This is a genomic window from Allobosea sp. ASV33, assembly GCF_016428755.1.
In the GTDB taxonomy this organism is placed as follows: domain Bacteria; phylum Pseudomonadota; class Alphaproteobacteria; order Rhizobiales; family Beijerinckiaceae; genus Allobosea.
Genome location: NZ_JAELTI010000032.1, coordinates 28,382 through 49,635 on the forward strand (window position 1 = coordinate 28,382; position 21,254 = coordinate 49,635).

General features: G+C 66.2%; 18 protein-coding genes. 12 read left to right on the forward strand and 6 right to left on the reverse strand.

Annotated features, from left to right (window positions below; genetic code table 11):
* The first annotated feature begins 326 nt into the window (after positions 1–326).
* The 4 genes from JHD80_RS11965 to JHD80_RS11980 all read left to right on the forward strand — a co-directional run bounded on the left by JHD80_RS11965 (position 327) and on the right by JHD80_RS11980 (position 5,683).
* Complete coding sequence (locus tag JHD80_RS11965; RefSeq protein ID WP_465246519.1) at positions 327–1,799, forward strand: aldehyde dehydrogenase; 1,473 nt, start codon at positions 327–329, stop codon at positions 1,797–1,799.
* A gap of 65 nt (positions 1,800–1,864) precedes the next feature.
* Entirely contained in the window at positions 1,865–2,893 is a 1,029-nt protein-coding gene (gene dctP / locus JHD80_RS11970) for a TRAP transporter substrate-binding protein DctP (protein ID WP_199087363.1), read from the forward strand.
* A 125-nt stretch (positions 2,894–3,018) separates the two neighbouring features.
* Positions 3,019–4,044: a TRAP transporter substrate-binding protein gene (locus JHD80_RS11975; protein WP_199087365.1), complete on the forward strand. Its 1,026-nt coding sequence runs from the start codon at positions 3,019–3,021 to the stop codon at positions 4,042–4,044.
* A gap of 100 nt (positions 4,045–4,144) precedes the next feature.
* Positions 4,145–5,683 (forward strand): amidase, encoded by a 1,539-nt coding sequence (locus tag JHD80_RS11980; protein ID WP_199087367.1) that lies wholly within the window; start codon positions 4,145–4,147, stop codon positions 5,681–5,683.
* Positions 5,684–5,754: 71 nt separating this feature from the next.
* Here JHD80_RS11980 and JHD80_RS11985 read toward each other — a convergent pair whose 3' ends face one another.
* The 6 genes from JHD80_RS11985 to JHD80_RS12010 all read right to left on the reverse strand — a co-directional run bounded on the left by JHD80_RS11985 (position 5,755) and on the right by JHD80_RS12010 (position 13,001).
* On the reverse strand, positions 5,755–6,780 hold the full coding sequence (locus tag JHD80_RS11985) for a TRAP transporter substrate-binding protein (protein WP_199087369.1): 1,026 nt from the start codon (positions 6,778–6,780) through the stop codon (positions 5,755–5,757).
* A gap of 47 nt (positions 6,781–6,827) precedes the next feature.
* Positions 6,828–7,988 carry an MFS transporter gene (locus tag JHD80_RS11990; protein WP_199087371.1) on the reverse strand — a complete coding sequence of 387 codons (1,161 nt, stop codon included), beginning with the start codon at positions 7,986–7,988 and terminating at the stop codon, positions 6,828–6,830.
* 35 nt (positions 7,989–8,023) lie between these two features.
* Positions 8,024–9,418, reverse strand: coding sequence for an MmgE/PrpD family protein (locus JHD80_RS11995; RefSeq protein WP_199087373.1), 1,395 nt, complete (start codon positions 9,416–9,418; stop codon positions 8,024–8,026).
* Between the two features lie 72 nt (positions 9,419–9,490).
* Entirely contained in the window at positions 9,491–10,570 is a 1,080-nt protein-coding gene (locus JHD80_RS12000) for a TRAP transporter substrate-binding protein (protein ID WP_199087375.1), read from the reverse strand.
* Positions 10,571–10,743: 173 nt separating this feature from the next.
* Positions 10,744–11,697: a LysR substrate-binding domain-containing protein gene (locus JHD80_RS12005; protein ID WP_199087377.1), complete on the reverse strand. Its 954-nt coding sequence runs from the start codon at positions 11,695–11,697 to the stop codon at positions 10,744–10,746.
* Positions 11,698–11,846: 149 nt separating this feature from the next.
* Positions 11,847–13,001, reverse strand: coding sequence for a CoA transferase (locus JHD80_RS12010; protein ID WP_199087379.1), 1,155 nt, complete (start codon positions 12,999–13,001; stop codon positions 11,847–11,849).
* Between the two features lie 268 nt (positions 13,002–13,269).
* On the opposite strand from JHD80_RS12010, the gene JHD80_RS12015 reads away from it, so the two are divergent.
* From JHD80_RS12015 to JHD80_RS12050, 8 genes are all read left to right on the forward strand, one after another.
* Positions 13,270–14,418 carry an acyl-CoA dehydrogenase family protein gene (locus JHD80_RS12015; protein ID WP_199087381.1) on the forward strand — a complete coding sequence of 383 codons (1,149 nt, stop codon included), beginning with the start codon at positions 13,270–13,272 and terminating at the stop codon, positions 14,416–14,418.
* A 79-nt stretch (positions 14,419–14,497) separates the two neighbouring features.
* The gene (locus JHD80_RS12020; RefSeq protein WP_199087383.1) at positions 14,498–14,992 is read left to right on the forward strand and encodes a MaoC family dehydratase; all 495 of its coding nucleotides are present in this window, start codon (positions 14,498–14,500) and stop codon (positions 14,990–14,992) included.
* A gap of 4 nt (positions 14,993–14,996) precedes the next feature.
* Positions 14,997–16,208 (forward strand): thiolase family protein, encoded by a 1,212-nt coding sequence (locus tag JHD80_RS12025; RefSeq protein WP_199087385.1) that lies wholly within the window; start codon positions 14,997–14,999, stop codon positions 16,206–16,208.
* A 17-nt stretch (positions 16,209–16,225) separates the two neighbouring features.
* The gene (locus tag JHD80_RS12030) at positions 16,226–16,639 is read left to right on the forward strand and encodes a Zn-ribbon domain-containing OB-fold protein (RefSeq protein ID WP_199087393.1); all 414 of its coding nucleotides are present in this window, start codon (positions 16,226–16,228) and stop codon (positions 16,637–16,639) included.
* A gap of 80 nt (positions 16,640–16,719) precedes the next feature.
* Entirely contained in the window at positions 16,720–17,934 is a 1,215-nt protein-coding gene (locus tag JHD80_RS12035; RefSeq protein WP_199087395.1) for a CaiB/BaiF CoA transferase family protein, read from the forward strand.
* Positions 17,931–18,731 (forward strand): SDR family NAD(P)-dependent oxidoreductase, encoded by an 801-nt coding sequence (locus JHD80_RS12040; RefSeq protein ID WP_199087397.1) that lies wholly within the window; start codon positions 17,931–17,933, stop codon positions 18,729–18,731. The genes JHD80_RS12035 and JHD80_RS12040 overlap by 4 nt, the downstream gene beginning before the upstream one ends.
* A gap of 14 nt (positions 18,732–18,745) precedes the next feature.
* Complete coding sequence (locus JHD80_RS12045) at positions 18,746–19,957, forward strand: CaiB/BaiF CoA transferase family protein (RefSeq protein ID WP_199087399.1); 1,212 nt, start codon at positions 18,746–18,748, stop codon at positions 19,955–19,957.
* A gap of 15 nt (positions 19,958–19,972) precedes the next feature.
* Positions 19,973–21,136 (forward strand): CaiB/BaiF CoA transferase family protein, encoded by a 1,164-nt coding sequence (locus tag JHD80_RS12050; protein ID WP_199087402.1) that lies wholly within the window; start codon positions 19,973–19,975, stop codon positions 21,134–21,136.
* Positions 21,137–21,254: the final 118 nt, after the last annotated feature.

Sequence of the window (21,254 nt, forward strand, 5' to 3'; positions counted from 1 at the left end):
AGTCACTTTCATCTGTCTAACGTATGTTAGATCACAACCGTCCGGCGACGTCCAGATGCGATGGAAGGTGCTCCTGTGACGGTGTTTTCGTCGAGGGGCACGCTTTGCATTGAGTAGCGGAGAGCCGTGCCCGGGGTGCTCGCCATGGCCGCGGCAGGGCACGGAAAGGCGATTGCTATTTGAACTAACGTTAGATTATTATCAGTCATAGAGAGAGATCCGAGGGGCGTCCTTTTTTGTCTGACCCCGAAACGGTTCCGGGATTCGTTTCATCGGTGCTGGCGAATGGCTTCGGCCGGCACCTGGAAACGCAAAAGGGAGGGATGATGCGCGTGGCCAGGACCATCGAACTCAGGGAGCCGCTGCGGCTCTATATCGACGGTGCCTGGGTCGAGCCCTCGACCTCCGCGACGATCGACGTCCTGAACTGCGCGACCGAAGAGGTCGTCGCAACGGTAGCGCAGGCTTCGTCGGTGGATATGCGGCGAGCGGTTGCGGCGGCGCGCAAGGCCTTCGACGAGGGCCCCTGGACGCGCATGACTCCGTTGGAACGAGCGGGTTACCTCGAAGCGTTCGCTGATCGACTGCAGGCCCGGAACGACGAGTTCGCCCGTGGCTGGTCGATCGAGACGGGAATCGTCTACAAGATCGCGCAGCCGCGCATCGGCCTCTTCCTCGCCGGGGCTTTTCGGCAATATGCCGCCATGGCGTCGACCTATGGGTTCAGCGAGGAGCATCGTTCGCTGACCGGCCACAAGGCCCAGAAGGTTCGCGAGCCCGTCGGCGTCGTCGCCGTCATCATCCCCTGGAACGGGCCAGCCGCGCTTTTGGCCTACAAGGTTGCCCCCGCGCTGCTCGCAGGCTGCACCGTCGTCGTCAAGCCGCCGCTGGAAGCGCCGACCTCCGCCCATCTCTTCGCCGAGATCGCCGATGAGATCGGCTTGCCGCCCGGCGTCTTCAACGTGATTCCGGCGGACCGGGACGTTTCGGACGAGATGGTCCGCAATTCCGATGTCGACAAGATCACCTTCACGGGCTCGACGGTGGTGGGCCAGCGGATCGCCTCGGCGGCCGGAGAGCGGATCGCCCGCGTCACGCTGGAGCTCGGCGGCAAATCGCCGGCGCTGGTGCTCGACGACTATGATGTCGAGACCGCGGCGAAGACGATCGGAGCCGGCTATTTCAGCTACATGACGGGCCAGGTCTGCCACAGCCTGACGCGGATCATCGTTCCGCGCGCCAAGCATGACCGCATGGTCGAGGCGCTGGCGGACATCGCAGAGGGCATCGTGATCGGCGATCCCTTCGACTCGGAGACGCAATCGGGGCCGCTTGCCAATGCGCGCCAGCGCGGCGCGGTCGAGCACTATGTCGCCAAGGGGCTGGACGAGGGCGCGCAGCTTGCGACGGGCGGAAAGCGCCCCGCGGCGCAGGAACGCGGCTTCTTCTTCGAGCCCACGGTCTTCGGGCGCGTCGACAATGGCGCGACGATCGCGCGCGAAGAGATATTCGGACCGGTCCTGAGCGTCATTCCCGCCAACGACGAAGCGGATGCGATCCGCATGGCCAACGATACGCCCTTCGGCCTCAACGCCGTCGTCTTCACGAACGACAAGGAGAGGGCGATGCGCGTGGCCCGGCAGGTCCGGGCCGGCTCGGTCGGGCACAACGCGTCGCGCACGGATTTTTCCATCGGTTTCGGCGGTTTCAAACAGTCTGGGATCGGCCGCGAGGGCGGGGTCGAGGGGCTGGAGGCCTTCATGGAGTCGAAGACGATCGTCATGGACGAGATGGTCTGACGACGGATCGCAGCCACGGACACCGAACAAGAAGCATAACGCGTTCGAACATCAGGGAGGATGACATGTCCAGGACGGGAGCATTGCTGGGTCTGGCCGCCGCGCTGACCATGCTGTCGGGAGCCGGCCCGGCTTCGGCCCAGACCAAGGTCAAGCTGAAGCTGGTGCACGGCTATCCGGAAACCCATTTCCTCTGGCAGCAGGGCGGCAAGGTCTTCGTCGACGCCGTGACGGAGGCGACGAGAGGGCAGGTCGAGTTCGAGGTCTATCCGGCCAACCAGCTCGGCAAGGAGCAGTTCAGCGCGCTGTCCACCAATCTCGCGGAAGTCGGGCTCATCACGCCGGCCAATGCGGGCGGCAAGTTGTCGCTGACCTCCGTGACGGAGCTTCCGGGCCTTTATCAATCATCCTGCGAGGCGACCGGCAAGTTCTGGGCGCTGGCCAAGGAGGGCGGGCTCCTGAACGAGAGCGAGTACAAGCCGAACCGGCTGCATGTGATCTATGTCGCGACCGTTCCGCCCTACAGCCTGATGACGATCTCCAAGGAAACGGCGACGCTGGATGCGCTGAAGGGTCTGAAGATCCGCGTCGCCGGCAGCGCGATGAACAAGACGGTCACGGCCCTGGGCGGTACGCCGGTGCAGGTCGCAGGCGCCGAGATGTACGACGCGCTCAGCCGCGGCACCGTCGACGGCACGATCTATTCCCGCATGGCGCTCAATGCCTACAAACTCGAGCCGCTTCTGAAGTACTCTGTCGACGGCATCCGGCTCGGTTCGGGCAGCGTGGTCATGGCCGTTTCGGAAAGAGCCTGGAAAGCGCTGCCCGACGATCTCAAGAAGGCCGTGGCGGCTGCCGGCCTCAAGGCCCAGAGACACCTCTGCGAGTATCAGGACGCGCAGGAAGCCAAGGCCAGCAGGGACCTCGTCGAAAAGAACGGCTGGAAGATGGTCACTCTTCCGCCGGAGCAGGTGAAGCTCTGGGGAGCGCGGGTGGCGGAGGCCAACAAGGCCTGGGCCGTCGAGCTCGACGGGTCGGGGCGCAAGGGCACGCAGCTTCTGGACGCGTTCACCAAGGCCAACCCGGAGTTCTGAGCATCCCGACGGACCCTGCCGCTCTGGTGAGCAGAGGGGCTGTCCGTCGGCTCTTTGCCGCCGCCATCAAGCCTGGATCTGCCGGCCGGGAATGGCCGGAAAGCCAAGACAATCGGGAGGATTACATGCAGAAACTCATTCGCCGCAGCCTTGCGGCATCCGCCATCTCGCTGGCTGCCCTGACGGCCGCGAGCGCGCAGGAGGCCATCACCCTCAAGCTCGCTCACCCGCTGCCGAATACGCACTACGCCTATGAGAACGGGATCAAGAAGTTCACCGATGCGGTGACCGCCAAGAGCGGCGGCAAGGTCAAGTTCGAGGTCTATCCGGCCAGCCAACTCGGCAAGGACAATTACTCGGTCGTCAATTCCGGCATCGCCAATATCGCGATGATCGTGACCTCCTATGCGCCGGACAAGTTCCCGCTGACCTCGGTGACGGAGCTTCCAACCCTCTTTTCGACGTCCTGCGAGGCGATGGCCAAGTACTGGTCGCTGTCGAAGCCCGGCGGCATCCTGGAGGCGCGGGAATACAAGCCCCTGGGCTTGAAGGTGCTGATGGTGAGCACGCTCCCGCAATACAGCTTCACCACGACCACGAAGCCGGTCAAGGCGCTGGCGGACGTGGCGGGCTTGAAGATCTTCGCCAATGGCGCGGCCATGGACAAGACGGTCCGGGCATTGGGAGGGGTTCCGGTCCGCCTGACTGCGTCGGAGCTGTTCGACGCCGCGAGCCGCGGGACGGTGGACGGCGCGGTGTTCCCCTATTCGAGCCTCGCCGCCTACAAGCTCGAAGGCTACATCAAGCATTCTGCCGAAGGGGCACGACTCGGCTCCGCCAGTTGGATGCTCGCCATGTCGGAAAAGGGCTGGCGCGCCCTGCCGGAGGACGTGAAACAGGCCATCGGAGATGCCGGCCTCGAAGTGCAGAACTCGCTTTGCAAGTACATGGACGACGACGACGGCGCCACGCGCCGACGGCTCGAGTCCGAGAAGGGGCTGAGCGTGACCAAGCTGTCTCCCGACGAGATCAAGCTCTGGCACGAGAAGCTCGCTCCCGTCGCCACCGACTGGGCGAAGGAAATGGACAGCAAGGGCAAGCCCGGCACCGCTGTCATCGAGGCGCTGCGCGCGGCAGGGTCGAGCCAGTAAGGCCGATACCGGTGAAGCCGTCTTATGCCGCTGCAATAGCAGCGGCATAACCATAGATGCTGGAACCCCCGCGGGCGGGCTCGCGGTCCGCGAGGAGCCCATGAACGCACCCTTCCTACCGCCCGAAGCCCTGTTCGAACCGCTCGATCTGATCGATCCGACTTTGGCAGATCGTGCTTTCCTGCCCGGTGCGAGCCTGGCTGCCGCGGAACTCGTCGCTGCGCGGGTCACCGCGCAGCCGCTGGAGGAGCCCGTGCGCAACGCTGGAGTCGGCGCGCTGCTGGGCGCATTCGCGGCGGGGGCGCTGACGCCGGTCGAGGCGCTCGCCGCATTGACCCGTGCCGTCGAGACCGATCCGTCCGGTTCGGAGGCGGTGGTGACGGCGATCCCGGATGCGCAGCGCCATGCCGCGGAATCGACCCGCCGCTGGCGGGCAGGGGAAGCGCGCCCGCTCGAAGGCGTGCCCTTCGCCGTCAAGGATATCATCGATGTCGAAGGCGCTTCGGTGACGTGCGGCTCGCATTTTACCGGTGCGCGCCGGGCGCCGGCCGATGCCGCGGTCGTGGCCAGCCTGCGCGCGGCGGGGGCGATTCCGTTCGTGATGGCGGCGACGAGCGAGTTTGCCGCGGGCTTGCCGAACAATCCCCGCTTCGGCCCGGTGACCAACCCCTGGGACCGGTCGCGCTGGAGCGGCGGCTCCTCGACTGGCTCGGGGGCGGGGCTGGCGGCCCGGCTCTTTCCGCTGGCGCTCGGCACCGACACCGCCGGCTCGATCCGGGTGCCATCCTGCTGGTGCGGCACGACGGGGCTGAAGCCGAGCCGGGAACTGGTTTCGCGGGCGGGCGTATCGTCGCTCTCGTGGACGCTCGACCATGTCGGCCCGATGACACGGTCGGCTGCCGATATCGCGCGGGTCCTGCCCTTCATGACGGCGTCTCCCGATCCGGCGCTGGCGGCGGATTGCGCCGCGCTCGTCGACCGGCCGCCCGGCCTGGCGGGCTTGCGGGTCGGCGTGCCCGTCGACTGGTTCACGGAACGCGTCGACGCAGCCGTGCTGCGCAACTGGCAGGCAGCCCTCAAGGTGCTGGAGAGCCTGGGCTGCACGATCGTGGCGCTCCCGCCGCTGCGGATCGCGAGCCTTCAGGAGCTCGGCTGGGCCATCCTCCTCACCGAGCTCGCCGCCAATCATGGAGACCGCCTCGCTCATGGCGAGTTGCTGGATGCCGGCGTTCGCGCCCGGCTGACCGCAGGCGTGGAGATCCGGGCCGCGGATTACACGCAGGCGCTGCGCGCCCGTAGGCAGGCGCAGGAGATATTCTTATCGGCGATGGTCGATATCGACCTGATCGTGACGCCCGGCGTCGGCAGCGAGGCCGGCGTCATCGAGAGCCTGACGGTGACGATCGACGGCGTCTCCAAGACCTTCCAGGAGATCGCCTCACGCAACACCATGATGTTCGACCTGACCGGCTTCCCAGCGCTGATGCTGCCCTCGGGACTCGGCGCCTGCGGGCTCCCGACCGGTATCCAGGTCGTCGCACGGCCGAGGGCGGATGCGCTTTGCCTTCGCGTCGGCATCGGCTTCCAGGCTGCCACCGATCATCATCTCGCCCGGCCGCCCTATCTGGCCGCAGGATAGCGCCGTCGCTCATGGAAAAGCGGGCCGAACTGGCGTTCGGCCCGCTGCTTCGCAGCGCGCTGGCCGTGGCGCTATTGCGAACCGCCAGCCCCCTTGAAGGCCTTCAGCATCGCCGTGCCGGCCTTGCCCATCTTGTCGCGCTCTTCGGCCCATTCGGCGGCAACGGTTCCGACCTTCCCCTCCCAGAGTGCGGCTTGCTCGGGGGAGAGGGACGTCGTCTTGAAGCCGTCCTCGGCGACGATCTTCTGGCGGATACGTTCACCTTCCACATCCTGGTATTCGCAGAGATGCTTCTGCGCCGGTAGCGCGGCCTCGTTCATGGCGGCTTTGGCGTTCTCGGGCAGGGCCTTCCAGGCCCGCTCGCTCATGGCGAACATGATGCTGCCGGACCCGAGGCGGACGCCCTCCACCGCATGACGCAGGATCTTCTCGAGCTTGAACTGCAGGATGCCGCTATAGGGGTAGAGCGCGGCGTCGACGGTGCCGCGGGTCAGCGCATCGTAGAGCTCGGGAGAGGAGGTGCGCACGGAAACGCCGCCGAGTGCCCGGACCGTCTTGTCCATCGCTCCCGCATTCGCCCTGATCTTCAATCCGGCGAGGTCGTCGAGAGAGGTGACCGGCTTGCCCGTGGTCATGATCCGATAGGGATCGAGCACCGAGGTCCAGAGCACATGGATGCCCTGGGGCTTGTATTCCGCCTCGTTCAAGGGGCCGTCGGCGCGGGCGATGCTCCAGAACTTGCCGGTGCCTTCGCAGGCGGTGGCATAGAGTCCCGGAAGATCGACGACCGAGGACATCGGGAAGCTGTTCGGCGCATAGGTCGGGACGAGGATGACCATGTCCGCCACGCCCGACTTGAGCAGCGCGACATAGTCCTTGCCGAGCTGCCCGGCGGGATAGACCTCGAACTGCACCTGCCCCTTGGTGGCAGCGGTGATGGCCTCGGCATAGGGCTTGCCACCCTGCTCCCAAAGATAGTGCGAGGCCGGGAAGAGATGCGCGAATTTCAGGGTGATCTTGTCCTGCGCGAGCGCAGGAAACGTGGAAGCGAGCGCGAGAAGGCTCGCAAGAGCGGTGGATTGCCAGGCTTTTCTCATTATGTTTCCTCCCGGGATTGGAACGGCCCCCGGTGCCGTCGTTGATTTCAGGCGGTAGGTCCCCTCACGAGCGCCGTTACGGTGAGTGAGATCGGTGCCAGCAGCATGAGCGCGATCAGCCAGGTCATCGCGGCGACGCCGAAGCCGGACGCGACGAAGCCGAGCGAGAGCGGCACCATCATCTGGAAGAAGTTGGTGACCGACATGCACAGGCCGACGGCCTCGTTCAGCCGATGCTGCGGGGCGGCGTCGTAGATCAGGTTGAGCGAGATCGGTACGCCGATCCCGAGTGGCAGCCCGAGCAGCGCCGCAAGCGGCAGGAGGGCAGGGAGGCCGTGCGCCATCGGAAATGCCGCGTAGATCGTCGCCCCCGCGAAGAGTGCGAAGGTCAGCGCGACGGGGGCGCGGACTGTCCTGCCGACGAGGCCGACGGAAAGGCGCGAGACGACGGTTCCCAGCGCGAAGGCGCCCAGCACGAGACCGGCCCGCGAGGCGGAGAGGCCGATCTCGACCGCGTGCAGGGACACGATCAGCGGAAATATGGTCTGCGAGGCGCTGAAGACGCTGCTGACGAGGATCCAGCGGCGCAGCTTCGGGATGCGGAACAGTTCGAGACCACCGCCCGACGATACGTCCGCCTGCCGCCTGTTCGACTCGTTGCGATAATTGTGAATCGGCAAGCCGGCGACGGCTGCGACGGTCAGCACGCCCAGGCCGCTGATCGTCACCAGGGCGGTCGCGCTGCCGTAATGGTCGAAGGCGAGGCTCGCGATCATCGGGCAGAGGAACTGGAACAGCGAGTAGCTGGTGACGAGGAAGCCGAGATTGCGCGCCCGCTCGAAGGGCTCGCTCTGCCCGGTGACGGCGCGGGCCGTGGCGACATGGGCGAAGACCGCGCCGGCGCCGAGCAGCCCTGCGATCGGCACCAGCACGAAGCGGTTCGGTACGAGCACGAAGAACAGGCAGGACGCCGCGATCAGGCTGGAGGCGAACAGCATCGGGACGAGGGTTCCCGCGCGATCGACCCAGCGGCCGAAGCGGACGCTGAACAGCATCGGGACAGCGGTGAACAGACCGGACATCACGCCGACCAGCGCGCCGCTCGCCCCGACGCCCAGCGCGACGAGAGGCAGGATCAGCCGGCCGGCGGCGAGCGCGCCGTTATCGAGACTCGCGATCAGAATGGTCAGCCAGAGCTTGACGGACATGCCATCCTCGGCAGGAGGAAATGCGGGTCGTTCGTTCAATGGCGATTGAGGAGGCGAGCGAGCGCCACAGCGTCGTAGCCGTCATCCCAGATCGCGGTGGCGAGTTCCTCGCCGGTCGGAAAGGAGCCCGCAGATGCAAGGCCGGCGCCCTTGGCGATGATCTGCTCTTTGCTCATGGGCTTGCGGGCCGTGCCGACGCTGTCGACCACCATCGCGGAACGCGTCCTGCCGTCGGCGAGGCCGAGCTGGACGGAGCTCGCGAACTGGCGCGGGTAGAAGCGGCGCTCCAGTTCGGGATCGACCTCGAAACGGACCTTGGCGACGATCTCCTGGATCTTCGGATCGTTCAGGAAGGCTTCGCCATAGGCGTCGTAGCGCGTCGGGCCGTAGGCGAGGGTGGCGGCCACGACATAGGGGCAGCTGTACTGGGCCGTCATCGTGGATTCGGCCTTGGTCAAATGCTGGTCGGCGACGAGCTGCGGACCGCCGATCAGGATGTCGGTGATCTGGTTGGCCGGGATGGTGAAGCCGTCCGTCGCCTCGCGCAGCGCATCGATGGTCGAATGGAACAGGCGGCAGCAGGAGTAAGGTTTCAGGCTGATGAGGTGGATCTGGAGCTTCTCGGCGGGGGCGACCTCCTGCAACGGCCCGCCGAACATCCCGGCCACGCCATAGGTGCCTTCGAGCGATTTCAGCGGCGCCGTCACATCGGGCAGCGCAGCGAAATCCGCGGCCAGCACGCCGTTGCGGGCGCCGAACCCGGCATGGACGCGCTTGACCTCGCCGCCGGTCGGCTCGACCGAGAACTGCATCGAGCCGCAGGCCTGCGAGAGGGCATGGCCCCAGGCCAGCTGGAGCAATGCGGGCGTGACCGTCTCGTTCCGGCGATAGGCGCGCAGGCTGATGCAGGCCGTCGCCGCGCCGAAGGAGCCGAAGACGGAGGTCGGGTGGAAGCCGCGATGCACCGTCTGCAAGCCGCCGGCCGCCATGCCGACGAGCGCCATGGCTTCGTAGCCGGCCGCGACGGCGCGGAACAGTTCGGCCTGGCTGGCGCCGGTCTCGGCGGCGACGGCGAGCGCCGCCGGCATGACGACGCAGCCGGGATGGCTCGTGGTCACGTCATGGGTGTCGTCGAGCTCGTAGCTATGGCCCGCCGTGCCGTGGACCAGCGCCGCGATCGAAGGCTCCGTCGTCCAGTCGGCGCCGAGCACCATGCTCGGGCCGGTTCCGGCATAGCGGCGCGACCATTCCGAGATCTGGCGCGCCGCGGGACGCGTGATGCCCCAGAGCGAGACGATGAAGGTGTCGAGAAAGAGCCGGCGCAGGACCTCGACGTCGTCCGCCTGCAATGGGGCATTCGCGACGGTGGCGACATGCTCCGCGATCCGCTTGGTCAGGTCCTGGCTCTGGATCGGCGTATGGGCGGTCATGCGTTTCGGTCCTCGATTGTCGGCGTGTGGATGCGCCGCGCGAATGGGCGCGGCGGCCTCCGAAGGTTCGGCTTATTGGCCGTGATAAGCGTTCAGGATCGCCTGGCCGTCCTTGCCGGCCGCCTTGATCTCCTGGACCCAGGAGGTGACGACGTCCGCGACCTGCTTCTCCCAGCGCGCAGTCTCCTCGGGCGAAAGCTTCACGACCGTGTGGCCGTTCTGCGCGACGATCTTGCTGCGCACCTCGGCGGTCTTGTTCTCCTCCCATTCGCACATGCGCTTCTGGGCATTGGCCGCGGCCGTCTCGAAGATCTGCTTGATGTCGGCGGGGAGGGCTTCCCAACGGTTCTTGCGCATGCCGAGCACGACGGCGCCGCCGCCGAGCCGTGGGCCCTGTACCGAGAACTTGAGTTGTTTCTCGAGATCGTAATCGGGCATCGCTGTGTAGGAGTTGAGGCCGCCATCGATCGTCCCGCGCGACAGCGCATCGTAGAACTCCGTCGTCGGCACCTGCACCGGAACGGCGCCGAGCGCGGCGATGGCCTTCTTCATCGAATTGCCGTTGGCCCTGAGCTTGAGGCCCTGCAGCGCCTCGAGCTTCTCGGTCGGCTTCGTCGTGGTGGTGATCACATAGGGCGGCAGCGCATTGACCATAAGCAACCGCACGCCTGCTGGGGCATATTCCGCCTCGTGCAGGATGCCGCCGGGCTTGGCGATCCGCCAGAGCTTCTCGGTGCCCTCGCAGGACTCGTGATAGAGGCCCGGCAATTCGCTGACCGACGAGAGCGGGAACTTGTTGGGGGTGTAGGAGGGAACAAGCAGCGCGATATCGGCAAGGCCCGATTGCAGCGCCGCCATCGTATCCTTGCCGAGCTGGCCGGCCGGATAGACCTCGAACTTGACGCGGCCGTTCGAGGCCTTCTCGATTTCGTCGAGCATCACCTGCGGCCCCTGCTTCCAGATGTAGAGGTCGCTCGGGAAGAGATGCGATGCCTTCAGGACGATCTTGTCCTGCGCGAAGGCGGGCTGGGCGAAGGCGGGAAGGCCGATGCCGAGTGCAAGAAGCAGAGGGACCGACGCGAGCCAGCCGCGCGGGAGGCGGCAGCGGCGGGGAGCGAGATTGCGCGGAGCGCGTCGAGCCCATGAAGCCATCGTCCTATCCTCCCTTGCCGTGGCGGAGCTTCAGCCCGCTTCGCGATTGGTCATGCATCGCCGCGTTGCGGGATAAAGTTCTGCATGGCGAAATGGCCGCCGCAACGATTCCGCGCCGTCCATAGGCGGCACCTATCGCTCCTATCGGTTTTGGCTTCGGCTGGCGGGTGGTCTCAGCCCGTCACGAAGCGGCGCGGCTCGCGGCCTGCACGCGGCGTATCGAGCGGGCGGTCGAGCAGTTGGTCGATGAGCGCGGCGGCGGCCGAACTGGGCCTGCGGCCATGCGCGGTGGCGATCGAGATGACCCGGTTCGCCCAGCTTTCCGCCAGCTCGATGGTCGCGACCCGCTCGAACTCCTTGCCGACGAGGCATTCCGGCTGGACGGTCACGCCGAGCCCGGCCTCGACGAGGCTGATCGCGACCTCGGCGCTGCGCACGCTGAATTTCGGCTCGTAGTCGTAGCCGATGCGCTTCGCTGCCGTTTCGAAGGCGCCGAGCATCGCCCTGACCGGAACGAGATTCTCCGGCACGAGGTCGGCGAAGGTCACGCTCTGGCGTCCTTCGAGATGGTGGCCTTTAGGAACGACCGCGACGAGCCGGTCGTTGCGATAGGTGGCGACGTCGGCCCCTTCCAGCTCGAGCCCGGGTGCGGCGGCGAAGACACCGATATCGGCCTCGCCCTGGACGACGGCCGGCACGATCTCGGCATTTTCCAGCTCGCGGACCACCAGCTCGACGCCGGGGAATTCGCGGCGGAATTCGCCGATCTCATGGGCCAGGAAGGGCGCGATGATGGAACGTGCCGAGGCGATGGTGATCTCGCCGCGCACGCCCTCGTCGAAGCCGGTGATCTCGGCGCGCATGTCCTCGATCTGGCCGAAGATGGAGCGCAGATAGCGCGCCAGCACCGCACCGGCCGGGCTCGGCACGACGCCCTTTGGCGTGCGTTCGAACAGCGGAACGCCGGCAATCTCCTCCAGGTCCTGGATGCGCTTCGTCGCCGTGGAAGCCGCGATGTTCTCGCGGATGGCGGCGCGTCCGATCTGCTGCTCCTCCACCGCCGAAAGAAACAGCTTGAGCGAGAAGAGATCGACCTGACGAATGAAGCGGAGGCGATTGAAGGTCACGGAGTTCTCGCGGACATCGGCGGGACGACGCGCAGGATTTCCCGCGACGGCTCCCGCATCAAGGCGAGCATGTAGAGCCCTGCGCATGCGATTTGTCCATGTCCGCCCGGCGGCTCGCCGCGAGCCGCCGCGGCATTGCCTTTCGGGCTTCAGGCGATGACGCCTGCGCTGCGGAGCGCGTCGATCGTGTCCGCGGACAAGCCCCAGTCGGCCAGCACCTCGTCCGTATGCTCGCCGGGATTCGCGGGCGGGCGCTGGATCGCGCCGGCGGTGCGGCTGAAGCGGGGAGCCGGGGCGGGCTGCACGACCCCGTCGATCTCGACGAAAGTGCCGCGCGCCTTGAGATGCGGATCCTCCGGCGCCTCGGCCAAGGAGAGGATCGGTGCGATGCAGACCTCCTTGCCTTCGGCCAGCGCGACCCACTCGTCGCGGGTCCGGGTCCTGAAGGCGGCGGCGAAGCGCTCGCGGATGACCGGCCAGCCCGATTTGTCATGCTGGTCGGGCAGGGCTGCTTCGTCGAGACAGAGCAACTTCACGGCATTGCGGTAGAAGCGCGTCTCGTTGGCGCCAATGCCGATATGTTTGCCGTCGCGCGTCTCGTAGACATTGTAGAAGGGGGCGCCGGAATCGAGCCGGTTTGCGCCCCGCTCGTCGGTCCAGTAGCCGGCGGCGGTCAGGCCGTAGATCAGCGTCATCAGCGAGGCCGCGCCGTCGACCATCGCGGCATCGACCACCTGGCCCTGGCCGGAGCGGCGGCTTTCGAGGATGGCGCTGACGACGCCGAGCGCGAGATAAAGCGAGCCGCCGCCGAAATCGCCAATGAGGTTGAGAGGGATCGCCGGCGCCTCGTCCTTGCGGCCGATGGCGTGGAGCGCGCCCGTGAGGGCGATGTAGTTGATATCGTGGCCGGGCTCGCTGGCGCGCGGGCCGTCCTGGCCCCAGCCGGTCATGCGGCCATAGACCACGCGGGGATTGGCGGCGAGGCACTCGGCAGGACCGAGGCCCAGCCGCTCCGCCGTTCCCGGGCGGAAGCCTTCGAGAACCGCGTCGGCCCTGGCCACGAGCTGCAGGATCGCGGCCGCAGCTTCCGGCTTCTTGAGGTCGATGCCGGCGCTGCGGCGCCCGCGATTGAGCAGGTTGAACTTTGGCTCGATGGGTGCGCCGCCGTCGAAGCCGGGCGGGCGGTCGATGCGCACGATATCCGCGCCGAGATCGGAGAGCAGCATCGCGCAGAAGGGGACAGGCCCGATGCCGCCAAGCTCGACGATGCGGATGCCGGCCAACGGCCCCTTCGCTTCGTTCACCGCTAACCTCCCTGAAATCTCGCATGAGAATCTAGGAGGCCCGGCCGAGGCCGGGCAATTGGCATAATTCGAAGCGGGACTTCGGCCGGGGCGAAGCCGGCCATCCGATTTCCCACGATCGCCGATTTGCGGCGTCTTCTTCGAAATTGTCGAAGCGACGCTTCAGGAAATGCAACTTGGATCGCTCTCGGCCCTAACCTAGGCTCCTCTTCATAAGCACAGCCGAGCGGGGTTCAGCGTCTTCGGAGTGCATTTCAGGAGGAAATCGATGGCTCTCGTGAATTTCCTGGATGAATCCAGGCAGATGTGGCTCGGCATCGTCAACAAGTTCATGGATGACGAGATCGGCGTCGAGTATATCCGCAAATGCGACATGAATCGCGACTATCCCTACGAGGCCTATGACAAGATCGCCAAGCAAGGCTGGCTCGGTCTGCTCTTCAAGGAAGAGGAGGGCGGCTCCGGCGGCGACATCTTCGATTACACGCTGATGGCCGAGGGCCTCGGCAAATACGGCTTCGATTTCGCCGCCGCCATCCTGGTCCCGACCTTCACCGCGATGAATATCGGCAAGTTCGGCACGCCCGAGCAGAAGGCGAAGTACATCCAGCCCTTCATCGACGGCAAGATCCGTTTCTCGGTTTCGATTTCCGAGCCCGGCGCCGGCTCCGACGCCTCGAACACCGCGACCCGCGCGAAGCAGGATGCGAATGGCGACTGGATCATCACCGGCCAGAAACTCTGGTGCAGCGGCGCGGCGGCGCGGGACACCGTCATCGCGATGCTGGTCCGTACCGATCCCGACGACAAGCATGGCGGCCTGTCCATCCTCCTGATCCCGAACGACACGCCCGGCATGGTCATCAACAAGCTGCCGACGCTGTCTCGCCACGCCACGGGCACCACCGAGATCTTCCTCGACAATGTCCGCGTGCCGGCCGATGCGCTGCTCGGCAAGGTCGGGCAGGGCTGGAAGATCATCGTCGAGCATCTGGAGCTCGAGCGCTGCTCTGTCGCCGGCGCCTATGTCGGCAATGCCCAGACGGCGGTCAGCAAGGCCGTGCAATACGCGCATGAGCGTATCCAGTTTGGCCGCCCGATCTGGGATTTCCAGGTACTGCGTCACATGCTGGCCGATTGCCAGACGCAGGTCGATGCGGCTCGTCTCCTGGTCTATCGGGCCGCGCAGATGGCGGCGGACGGCATTCCGTGTTCGCGCGAAGTCTCGATGGCCAAGCTCTACGGCTCTGAGACTCTGAAGCACTGCTCGCTGACCGGCATGCAGGTGCTCGGCGGCCACGCCAACCTGCCCGAGGCCGATATGGAGCGCTATCTGCGCGAGAGCGTGCAGTCGACCATCGGCGGCGGCACCTCGCAGATCCAGAAGACGATCATCGCCAAGTCGATGCGGCTCTGAACCGCCGGCCTTCGGGACATGACGGCGCCCGCATCGCGACGGGCACCGCTTTCGACATCCAGGGAAAGGACACGCCGCCATGGGCGCGAACAATCAGGTCAACATCCCGCTCGACGAGCTTGAAATCGGCCATGTTTTCCGCTCGCCGGGGCGCACGATCACCGAGACCGACGTCGTCAATTTCTGCATGCTGACAGGCAACTGGATCGAGATCCATTCCAATACCGAGTATGCGGCCAAGACGCGCTGGGGCAAGCGCATCGTCCAGGGGCAGCTCACCTTCTCGCTGATCTCCGGGCTGCTGCAATTCGGCCCGACGATCCAGGCGAATTACGGCGTCGACAAGCTGCGCTTCCTGCATCCGGTGCTGATCGGCGACACGGTCTATGCCACCGGCGAGGTGATCGCGAAGAAGGAGAAGGACGAGAAGTTCGGCGTCGGCACCCTCCTGATCAAGGCTTATAACCAGAACGGCGACGTGCTCCAGCGCAGCGAATGGAGCCTGCTGATGCTGCGCAAGCGCGCCGATCTCGACGCCCTGCTCGAAGCGTCCGTTCCCGTGTTCAAGGACTGAGGCGATGTCGCCGCAACCCGTCGCCGCGATCATCGGCATGGGGGATGCCTATGCCTCCCTCAAGGACCGCAAGGATCCCATGCAGCTTGCCGTGGAGGCGACCTATGGCGCGCTCGCGGATGCCGGGGTCGGAAAGCATCAGATCGACGCGGTCTTCACCGGCCGCTCGCCTTGGGCCGACAAACGCTCGCAGTGGAGCAACATCTTCATCTCGCATATGCAGATGCCGGTGACGCTTAACAGCGAATTGACGATGCACGGCGCGGGCCTGACCGCGACGATCGCCATCGCCAGCCAGATGATCGCCGCAGGCCGGGCCGAATACGTCCTTTGCCTGCAGAGCGACGCGACCGAGCTCTTCGTCGATGCCGTCGCCATGGGGGCGGAGGCCGATGCCGATCCGCAGTTCGAGATTCCCTACGGGCCGACGATTCCGTCGCTCTATGCGCAGGCGGCCTGCCGCTATTTCCACGAATACGGCATCACGGAAGAAGACCTCGCCGATGTCGCGATCGCGAACCAGCGCTGGGCGATGCAGCATCCGCATGCGGCGAAGGCGCGCTTCGGCGAGATCGACCGCGCCAAGGTCATGGCCTCGCCCTATGTCGCGACGCCGCTCCGGCGCTGGATGTGCTCGACCTGGGGCGGCGGCACCGGCGGGGCGCTCGTCGTCACCTCGGTCGAGAATGCCAGGCGCGCCGCCAAGCCTGTCTATGTGATGGGCTACGGCTCGGCTTCGACCCATGAATATCTCAGCGACCGCATGAACCTGCGCTCCTGCCGCTTTCCGGGGTTGGGCGCGCTGCCGAACCTCACTCATACCGCGACGGCGGAAGCTTCGCGGCAGGCCTTCGCCATGGCGGGCCTGGGGCATCGCGACATCGATATGGCCCAGATTTCGGTGAATTTCGCCCATATGGCGCCGATCGTGATGGAAGACCTCGGCTTCGCGGCGAAGGGCAAGGGCATCGAGATCTATCGGGAGGGGCGTACCGGCATCGACGGCGACCTGCCGACCGACACCAATGGCGGCTGGCTCTCCTTTGGCCAACCCGGCATCTCCTGCAACATGGATTCGTTCGTCGAGGCGATCCGCCAGTTGCGCGGCGAGGCACTTGGCCTCGCGCCGTCGAAGCGGCCGCGCACAGCGCTGGTGCAGGGCGCGGGCGGCATGCTGGCCGCCGGTGCCGTCACCATCCTCTCCACCCAAAGCTGAACCGCCGGGAGCCTATGATGGAGATCCACTACATCGATAGCTGGCCGCAGCCCTACAGCCAGATGGACGCTGCGCCCTATTGGGCGGCACTGCAGGAGGAAGGACTGACCTTCCAGCGCTGCACGGACTGCCGCGAGACGGTGTGGCCGGCGAAATCCCATTGCCCGAATTGCGGCAAGCGCGCGCTGGTCTGGGAGGGCTCGAAGGGCAAAGGCAAGGTCTATTCCTTCAGCACGATCATGCGCGGGCCGACCCCGGCCTGGCAGGCGATCGTGCCCTACACGGTCGGCTTCGTGGAGATGGAGGAGGGCTACATCCTGTTCACGCAGTTCGATTGCGCGCCGGATGCGATCAAGATCGGGGACGCGGTCTCGGTGCGCTATATCAAGCGTGGCGAGCAGACATTGCCGATCTTCGGCCCTGCCAGCTAGGACGGGTCGATCAAGAGCAGAAGCGTCGCGCAGCCTCTCGAAGGCGAAAAAGACGACGCGATGCCTGGGAGGATAATCACATGGCGGGACCGCTTACCGGCGTCCGAATTCTGGATCTCACGTCCAACTTCATGGGGCCTTATGCGTCCCTGCTGCTGGCCGACATGGGCGCGGATATCTGCAAGGTCGAGTCGCGGCAGGGCGATACGACGCGCGGGGTCGGGCCGGCCCGCAACAAGGGCATGAGCGTCATCTTCCTGCATCTCAACCGCAACAAGCGCAGCCTGGTGCTGGACCTGAAGACGGCCTCCGGACTTGCTGCGCTGAAGCGGATGGCAGCGCAGGCCGATGTGCTGTTGCACAGCCTCCGGCCGAAATCGATGCAGAAGCTCGGCCTCGCCTATGAGGAGATGCGGGAGATCAATCCCCGCATCATCTATTGCGGCGCCTTCGGCTTCGGACAGCGCGGTCCCTATGCCGATCGGCCCGCCTATGACGACCTGATCCAGGCCGGCTCCGGCATGGCGATGGTGCAGGCGCGCAAATCGGGCCCGCCGGCCTATGTCGCGACCGCGATCGCGGACCGGGTCGTCGGCATGGCGCTGAGCAATGCGGTCTCGATGGCGCTCTACCGTCGCGAGAAGACCGGCCGCGGCCAGAGCGTCGAGGTGCCGATGCTCGAGACCTTCTCGCATCTGGTCATGGGCGATCATCTCTACGGCCTGACCTTCGAGCCGCCGATCGGCGACTGGGGCTATGCCCGGATGATGAATGCCGATCGGCGCCCGTACCGGACGCTGGATGGCTATGTCGCCGTCAACGTCTACACCGACACGCATTGGCAGCGCTTCTTCCGGCTCTCAGGCCATGCCGAGATGGCGCAGGATGCGCGCTATGCCGACATCTATGCTCGCACCCAGCACATCGCCGAGCTCTACGCCTTCCTGGCGCAAGTCTTCGAGACACGGTCCACGGCCGAATGGCTCGCGTTGCTGGAGGAGGCGGATATTCCGGTCATCCGGATGAACACGCCGGAGACGCTGCTGACCGACCCGCATATGCAGGCTGTCGGCTTCTTCGGCACGGAGCACCACCCCAGCGAAGGCACGATCCGAACCATCGGCATCCCGCAGGACTGGAGCGAGAGCACGCCGGAATTGCGCCTGCCGGCGCCGCGCCTTGGCGAGCACAGTGCCGAATTGCTGGCGGAATACGGCTTCTCGCCGGACGAGGTCGAGGCGCTGCTGCGGGACGGCGGCGCCTATGCCGCTGCGAACCAGGGATCATCCTCATGAGCGATCTCCGGAACAAGGTAGCGATCGTCACAGGCGGCACAGGCGGCATCGGCCGGGGAGTGGCACTGCAACTCGCCGCGCGCGGGGCGCAGGTCGTCATCAATGGCCGCAGCGAGAGCAAGGCCGAGGCCGTCATCGCGGAAATCCGGCGGCAGGGCGGCGAGGCGCATTTCGCCGCCGGTGATGTGCGTTCGAAGAGCGATATGGAGGCCGTAGCCGCCGAGGCGGCCCGCCATTTCGGCGGGGTCGACATCGTCGTCCCCAATGCCGGCGGCAATGACGACGAGGCCCGGCAGCCTGAGGTGCGAGGCCCCTTCGCCGAGATCGACCTTGCGCGGGTCACGGACTTTATCGGGCAGGCCGTGGCCGCCAAGCTCCTGGTGGTGCAGGCCGCCATACCGCACATGCGGGCGAGAGGCGGCGGCAGCGTGGTCTTCGTCACCTCCGAGGGCGGCCGCTCGCCGACGCCCGGCCAAACCGCGATCGCGACCTTCTCGGGCGGGCTGGTCATGGCCAGCAAGGTGCTCTCGAAGGAACTCGCCCGCGAGAAGATCCGCGTGAACTGCGTCTGCGTCACCGTGGTGCGTGACACGCCGTCCTGGGATGCGGCCTTCGTCAACGAGGGTGGCGTCTCGGAGCGGCACCGCAAGCAATATGAGAAGATCGTCGCCGGCAGCCCGCTCGGCGTCGCCGGCCCGCTCGATATCGGCGGGGTCGTCGCCTTCCTCGCCTCCGACGACGCGGCCTATCTGACGGGCGCCACGGTCAGCCCGACCGGCGGCCTGACGATCCATTGAGGGGAGGCGCGACCATGGCCGGACCGCTCGCGGGCCTGAAGATCATAGACCTGACCTCGAACTTCATGGGGCCCTACGCCTCGTTGCTGCTTGCCGACATGGGCGCCGATGTCTGCAAGGTCGAGCCGCCGGAAGGCGACACGATCCGCTGGGTCGGCGTCGCCCGCAACAAGGGCATGAGCGCACTCTTCCTGCATCTCAACCGCAACAAGCGCAGCATCGTGCTCGACCTGAAGACGGCACATGGCCAGGCGGCGATCAAGCGCATGCTCGCATCCGCCGACGTGCTGCTCTACAGCCTGCGACCGGCGGCAATGGCGCGGCTGCAACTGGACTACGAGCAAGTCCACGCGATCAATCCGCGCCTGATCTATTGCGGGGCCTTCGGCTTCGGGCAGGGCGGTCCCTATGCGGCGCGGCCGGCCTATGACAACCTGATCCAGGCGGCGGTCGGCCTGCCGATGGCGCAGGCGCGCAAGACGAACGGCCCGCCGACCTATGTCGCGACGGCCATCGTCGACCGCAGCGTCGGAATCGCAACCAGCAATGCGATCCTCGCTGCGTTGTATCACCGCTCGCAGACCGGTCTCGGTCAGTCGGTCTCGGTGCCGATGTTCGAGAGCTTCGCCCATCTCGTGATGGGCGATCACATGTATGGACAGACTTTCGTGCCGCCGTTGGGCGACTGGGGTTATGCCCGGATGACCGACCCCGAGCGTCAGCCTTATGCAACGGCGGACGGCTATCTCAGCGCCGAGATCGTCACCGACCGGCAATGGCAGCGCGTCTTCGAAGCGATCGGCCGGCCTGAACTCGCCAGCGATCCGCGTTATGCCGATCTGCACAGCCGCGGCCAGCGCATGGGCGAGCTCTACGACATCCTGCGGGGCGTTTTCGTGACTCGTCCAACGGCGGATTGGGTCGAGCTTCTGGTTGCGGCCGACATCTCGGTCATGCCGATGAACACGCCCGAGACGCTGCTTTCCGACCCGCATATGCAGGCCGTCGGCTTCTTCAGCGAGGAGGAGCATCCGAGCGAGGGGCGGGTGCGCAGCATCGGCCTCCCGCATGAATGGAGCGAGACGCCAGTGGCGCAGCGCTATCCGACGCCCCGGCTCGGCGAGCATACGCTCGAACTCCTCGGCGAGTACGGGTTTTCCGAGGACGAGACACGCGAGCTCATCGCTTCAGGCGGCGCCCATGCCGCCCGACCGAAGAAGACCTGACGAGGAGAACGCCGGATGGCACCCCATCTTCCCGAGACCGAACTGCCTCTGGCCGGCGTGGTCGTCGTCGAACTTGGCGACAGCGCCTCGGCGCCGTTCGGCGGCCAGGTCCTCGCCGGGCTCGGCGCCGAGGTCTGGAAGGTCGAACGGCCGGGCTCAGGCGATTCCTCGCGCGGCTGGGGGCCGAGCAAATGGAAGGGAACCGGCGCGCCCTATCACGCGCTCAACCGCGGCAAGCGCTCGATCTGCCTCGACATCAAGGACCCGGCCCAGCTCTCGACATTGCATGACCTGATCGAGCGCCATGCCGACGTCTTCCTGCACAATCTGCGTCCTGGCTCGGCCGGTCAGTACGGCCTCGATCCGCAGAGCCTGCGGGCGCGCAAGCCGCAGTTGATCGTCAGCGAGGTCGGCGCCTTCGGCCATATCGGGCCGTTGAACAGGCACCCCGGTTACGACCCGCTGATGCAGGCCTTCGCCGGCATCATGAGCGTCACCGGCGAGGAGGGGCAGGCGCCGGTGCGCGCCGGCGTCTCGATCGTCGATTTCGGCACCGGCATGTGGGCGGTTATCGGCACGCTCGCCGCCTTGTTCCGGCGCGAACGCAGGAAGATCGGCGCGACGGTCAACAGCTCGCTGTTCGAGACCGCCATCGCCTGGATGACCGTGAACATCTCCAACTACACCACCGAGGGCGATGTCGGCGGCCGCTTCGGCTCGGGCGTCGCCATCATCGTTCCGCACCGGGCCTATACCGCGGCAGACGGGCATCTCGTCGTCAGCGCCGCGAACGACCGGCTTTTCGCGAAGCTCTGCGAGGCGTTGGAGCGGCCGGAATGGGCACGCGACGAGAAATTCGCGACCAATGCCGGAAGGCTGCGCAACCGGGTCGAGATCGACGGGTTGATCGAGCGACGCCTGGCTACGCAGACTCGCGCGGTCTGGCAGAAGCGGCTGGAGGCTTTCGGAATTCCATCAGCGCCGGTGCAGACCGCCGCCGAGCTCTGCGCGCATGAACAGACGCGGGCGCTCGGCATTTTGGACAAACCGAGCGAAGGGGAGGCTCTGCTGGTGGGGCTGCCGCTTTCCTTCGATGGTGTCCGCCCGGCCCCGCTCGCATCAGCGCCGGATATCGGCCAGGACAACCACCGTCTCGGCCGGCTGCTGGGCGATCGATAGGAGGCTACCATGGAAGAAGATGACGGCATCGTCCGCGAGCCACTGCATCATCGTCATATCGATTTCCGCGGTTGCGCGCGCAGCGACGGGCTGTTCGAAGTCAGCGCACATCTCGTCG

Excerpts from the sequence above, each read along its gene's own strand:
- JHD80_RS11965 (WP_465246519.1), top strand. The coding sequence starts at position 327 with ATGCGCGTGGCCAGGACCATCGAACTCAGGGAGCCGCTGCGGCTCTAT.
- dctP (WP_199087363.1), top strand. The coding sequence starts at position 1,865 with ATGTCCAGGACGGGAGCATTGCTGGGTCTGGCCGCCGCGCTGACCATG.
- JHD80_RS11975 (WP_199087365.1), top strand. The coding sequence starts at position 3,019 with ATGCAGAAACTCATTCGCCGCAGCCTTGCGGCATCCGCCATCTCGCTG.
- JHD80_RS11980 (WP_199087367.1), top strand. The coding sequence starts at position 4,145 with ATGAACGCACCCTTCCTACCGCCCGAAGCCCTGTTCGAACCGCTCGAT.
- JHD80_RS11985 (WP_199087369.1), bottom strand. The coding sequence starts at position 6,780 with ATGAGAAAAGCCTGGCAATCCACCGCTCTTGCGAGCCTTCTCGCGCTC.
- JHD80_RS11990 (WP_199087371.1), bottom strand. The coding sequence starts at position 7,988 with ATGTCCGTCAAGCTCTGGCTGACCATTCTGATCGCGAGTCTCGATAAC.
- JHD80_RS11995 (WP_199087373.1), bottom strand. The coding sequence starts at position 9,418 with ATGACCGCCCATACGCCGATCCAGAGCCAGGACCTGACCAAGCGGATC.
- JHD80_RS12000 (WP_199087375.1), bottom strand. The coding sequence starts at position 10,570 with ATGGCTTCATGGGCTCGACGCGCTCCGCGCAATCTCGCTCCCCGCCGC.
- JHD80_RS12015 (WP_199087381.1), top strand. The coding sequence starts at position 13,270 with ATGGCTCTCGTGAATTTCCTGGATGAATCCAGGCAGATGTGGCTCGGC.
- JHD80_RS12020 (WP_199087383.1), top strand. The coding sequence starts at position 14,498 with ATGGGCGCGAACAATCAGGTCAACATCCCGCTCGACGAGCTTGAAATC.
- JHD80_RS12025 (WP_199087385.1), top strand. The coding sequence starts at position 14,997 with ATGTCGCCGCAACCCGTCGCCGCGATCATCGGCATGGGGGATGCCTAT.
- JHD80_RS12030 (WP_199087393.1), top strand. The coding sequence starts at position 16,226 with ATGGAGATCCACTACATCGATAGCTGGCCGCAGCCCTACAGCCAGATG.
- JHD80_RS12035 (WP_199087395.1), top strand. The coding sequence starts at position 16,720 with ATGGCGGGACCGCTTACCGGCGTCCGAATTCTGGATCTCACGTCCAAC.
- JHD80_RS12040 (WP_199087397.1), top strand. The coding sequence starts at position 17,931 with ATGAGCGATCTCCGGAACAAGGTAGCGATCGTCACAGGCGGCACAGGC.
- JHD80_RS12045 (WP_199087399.1), top strand. The coding sequence starts at position 18,746 with ATGGCCGGACCGCTCGCGGGCCTGAAGATCATAGACCTGACCTCGAAC.
- JHD80_RS12050 (WP_199087402.1), top strand. The coding sequence starts at position 19,973 with ATGGCACCCCATCTTCCCGAGACCGAACTGCCTCTGGCCGGCGTGGTC.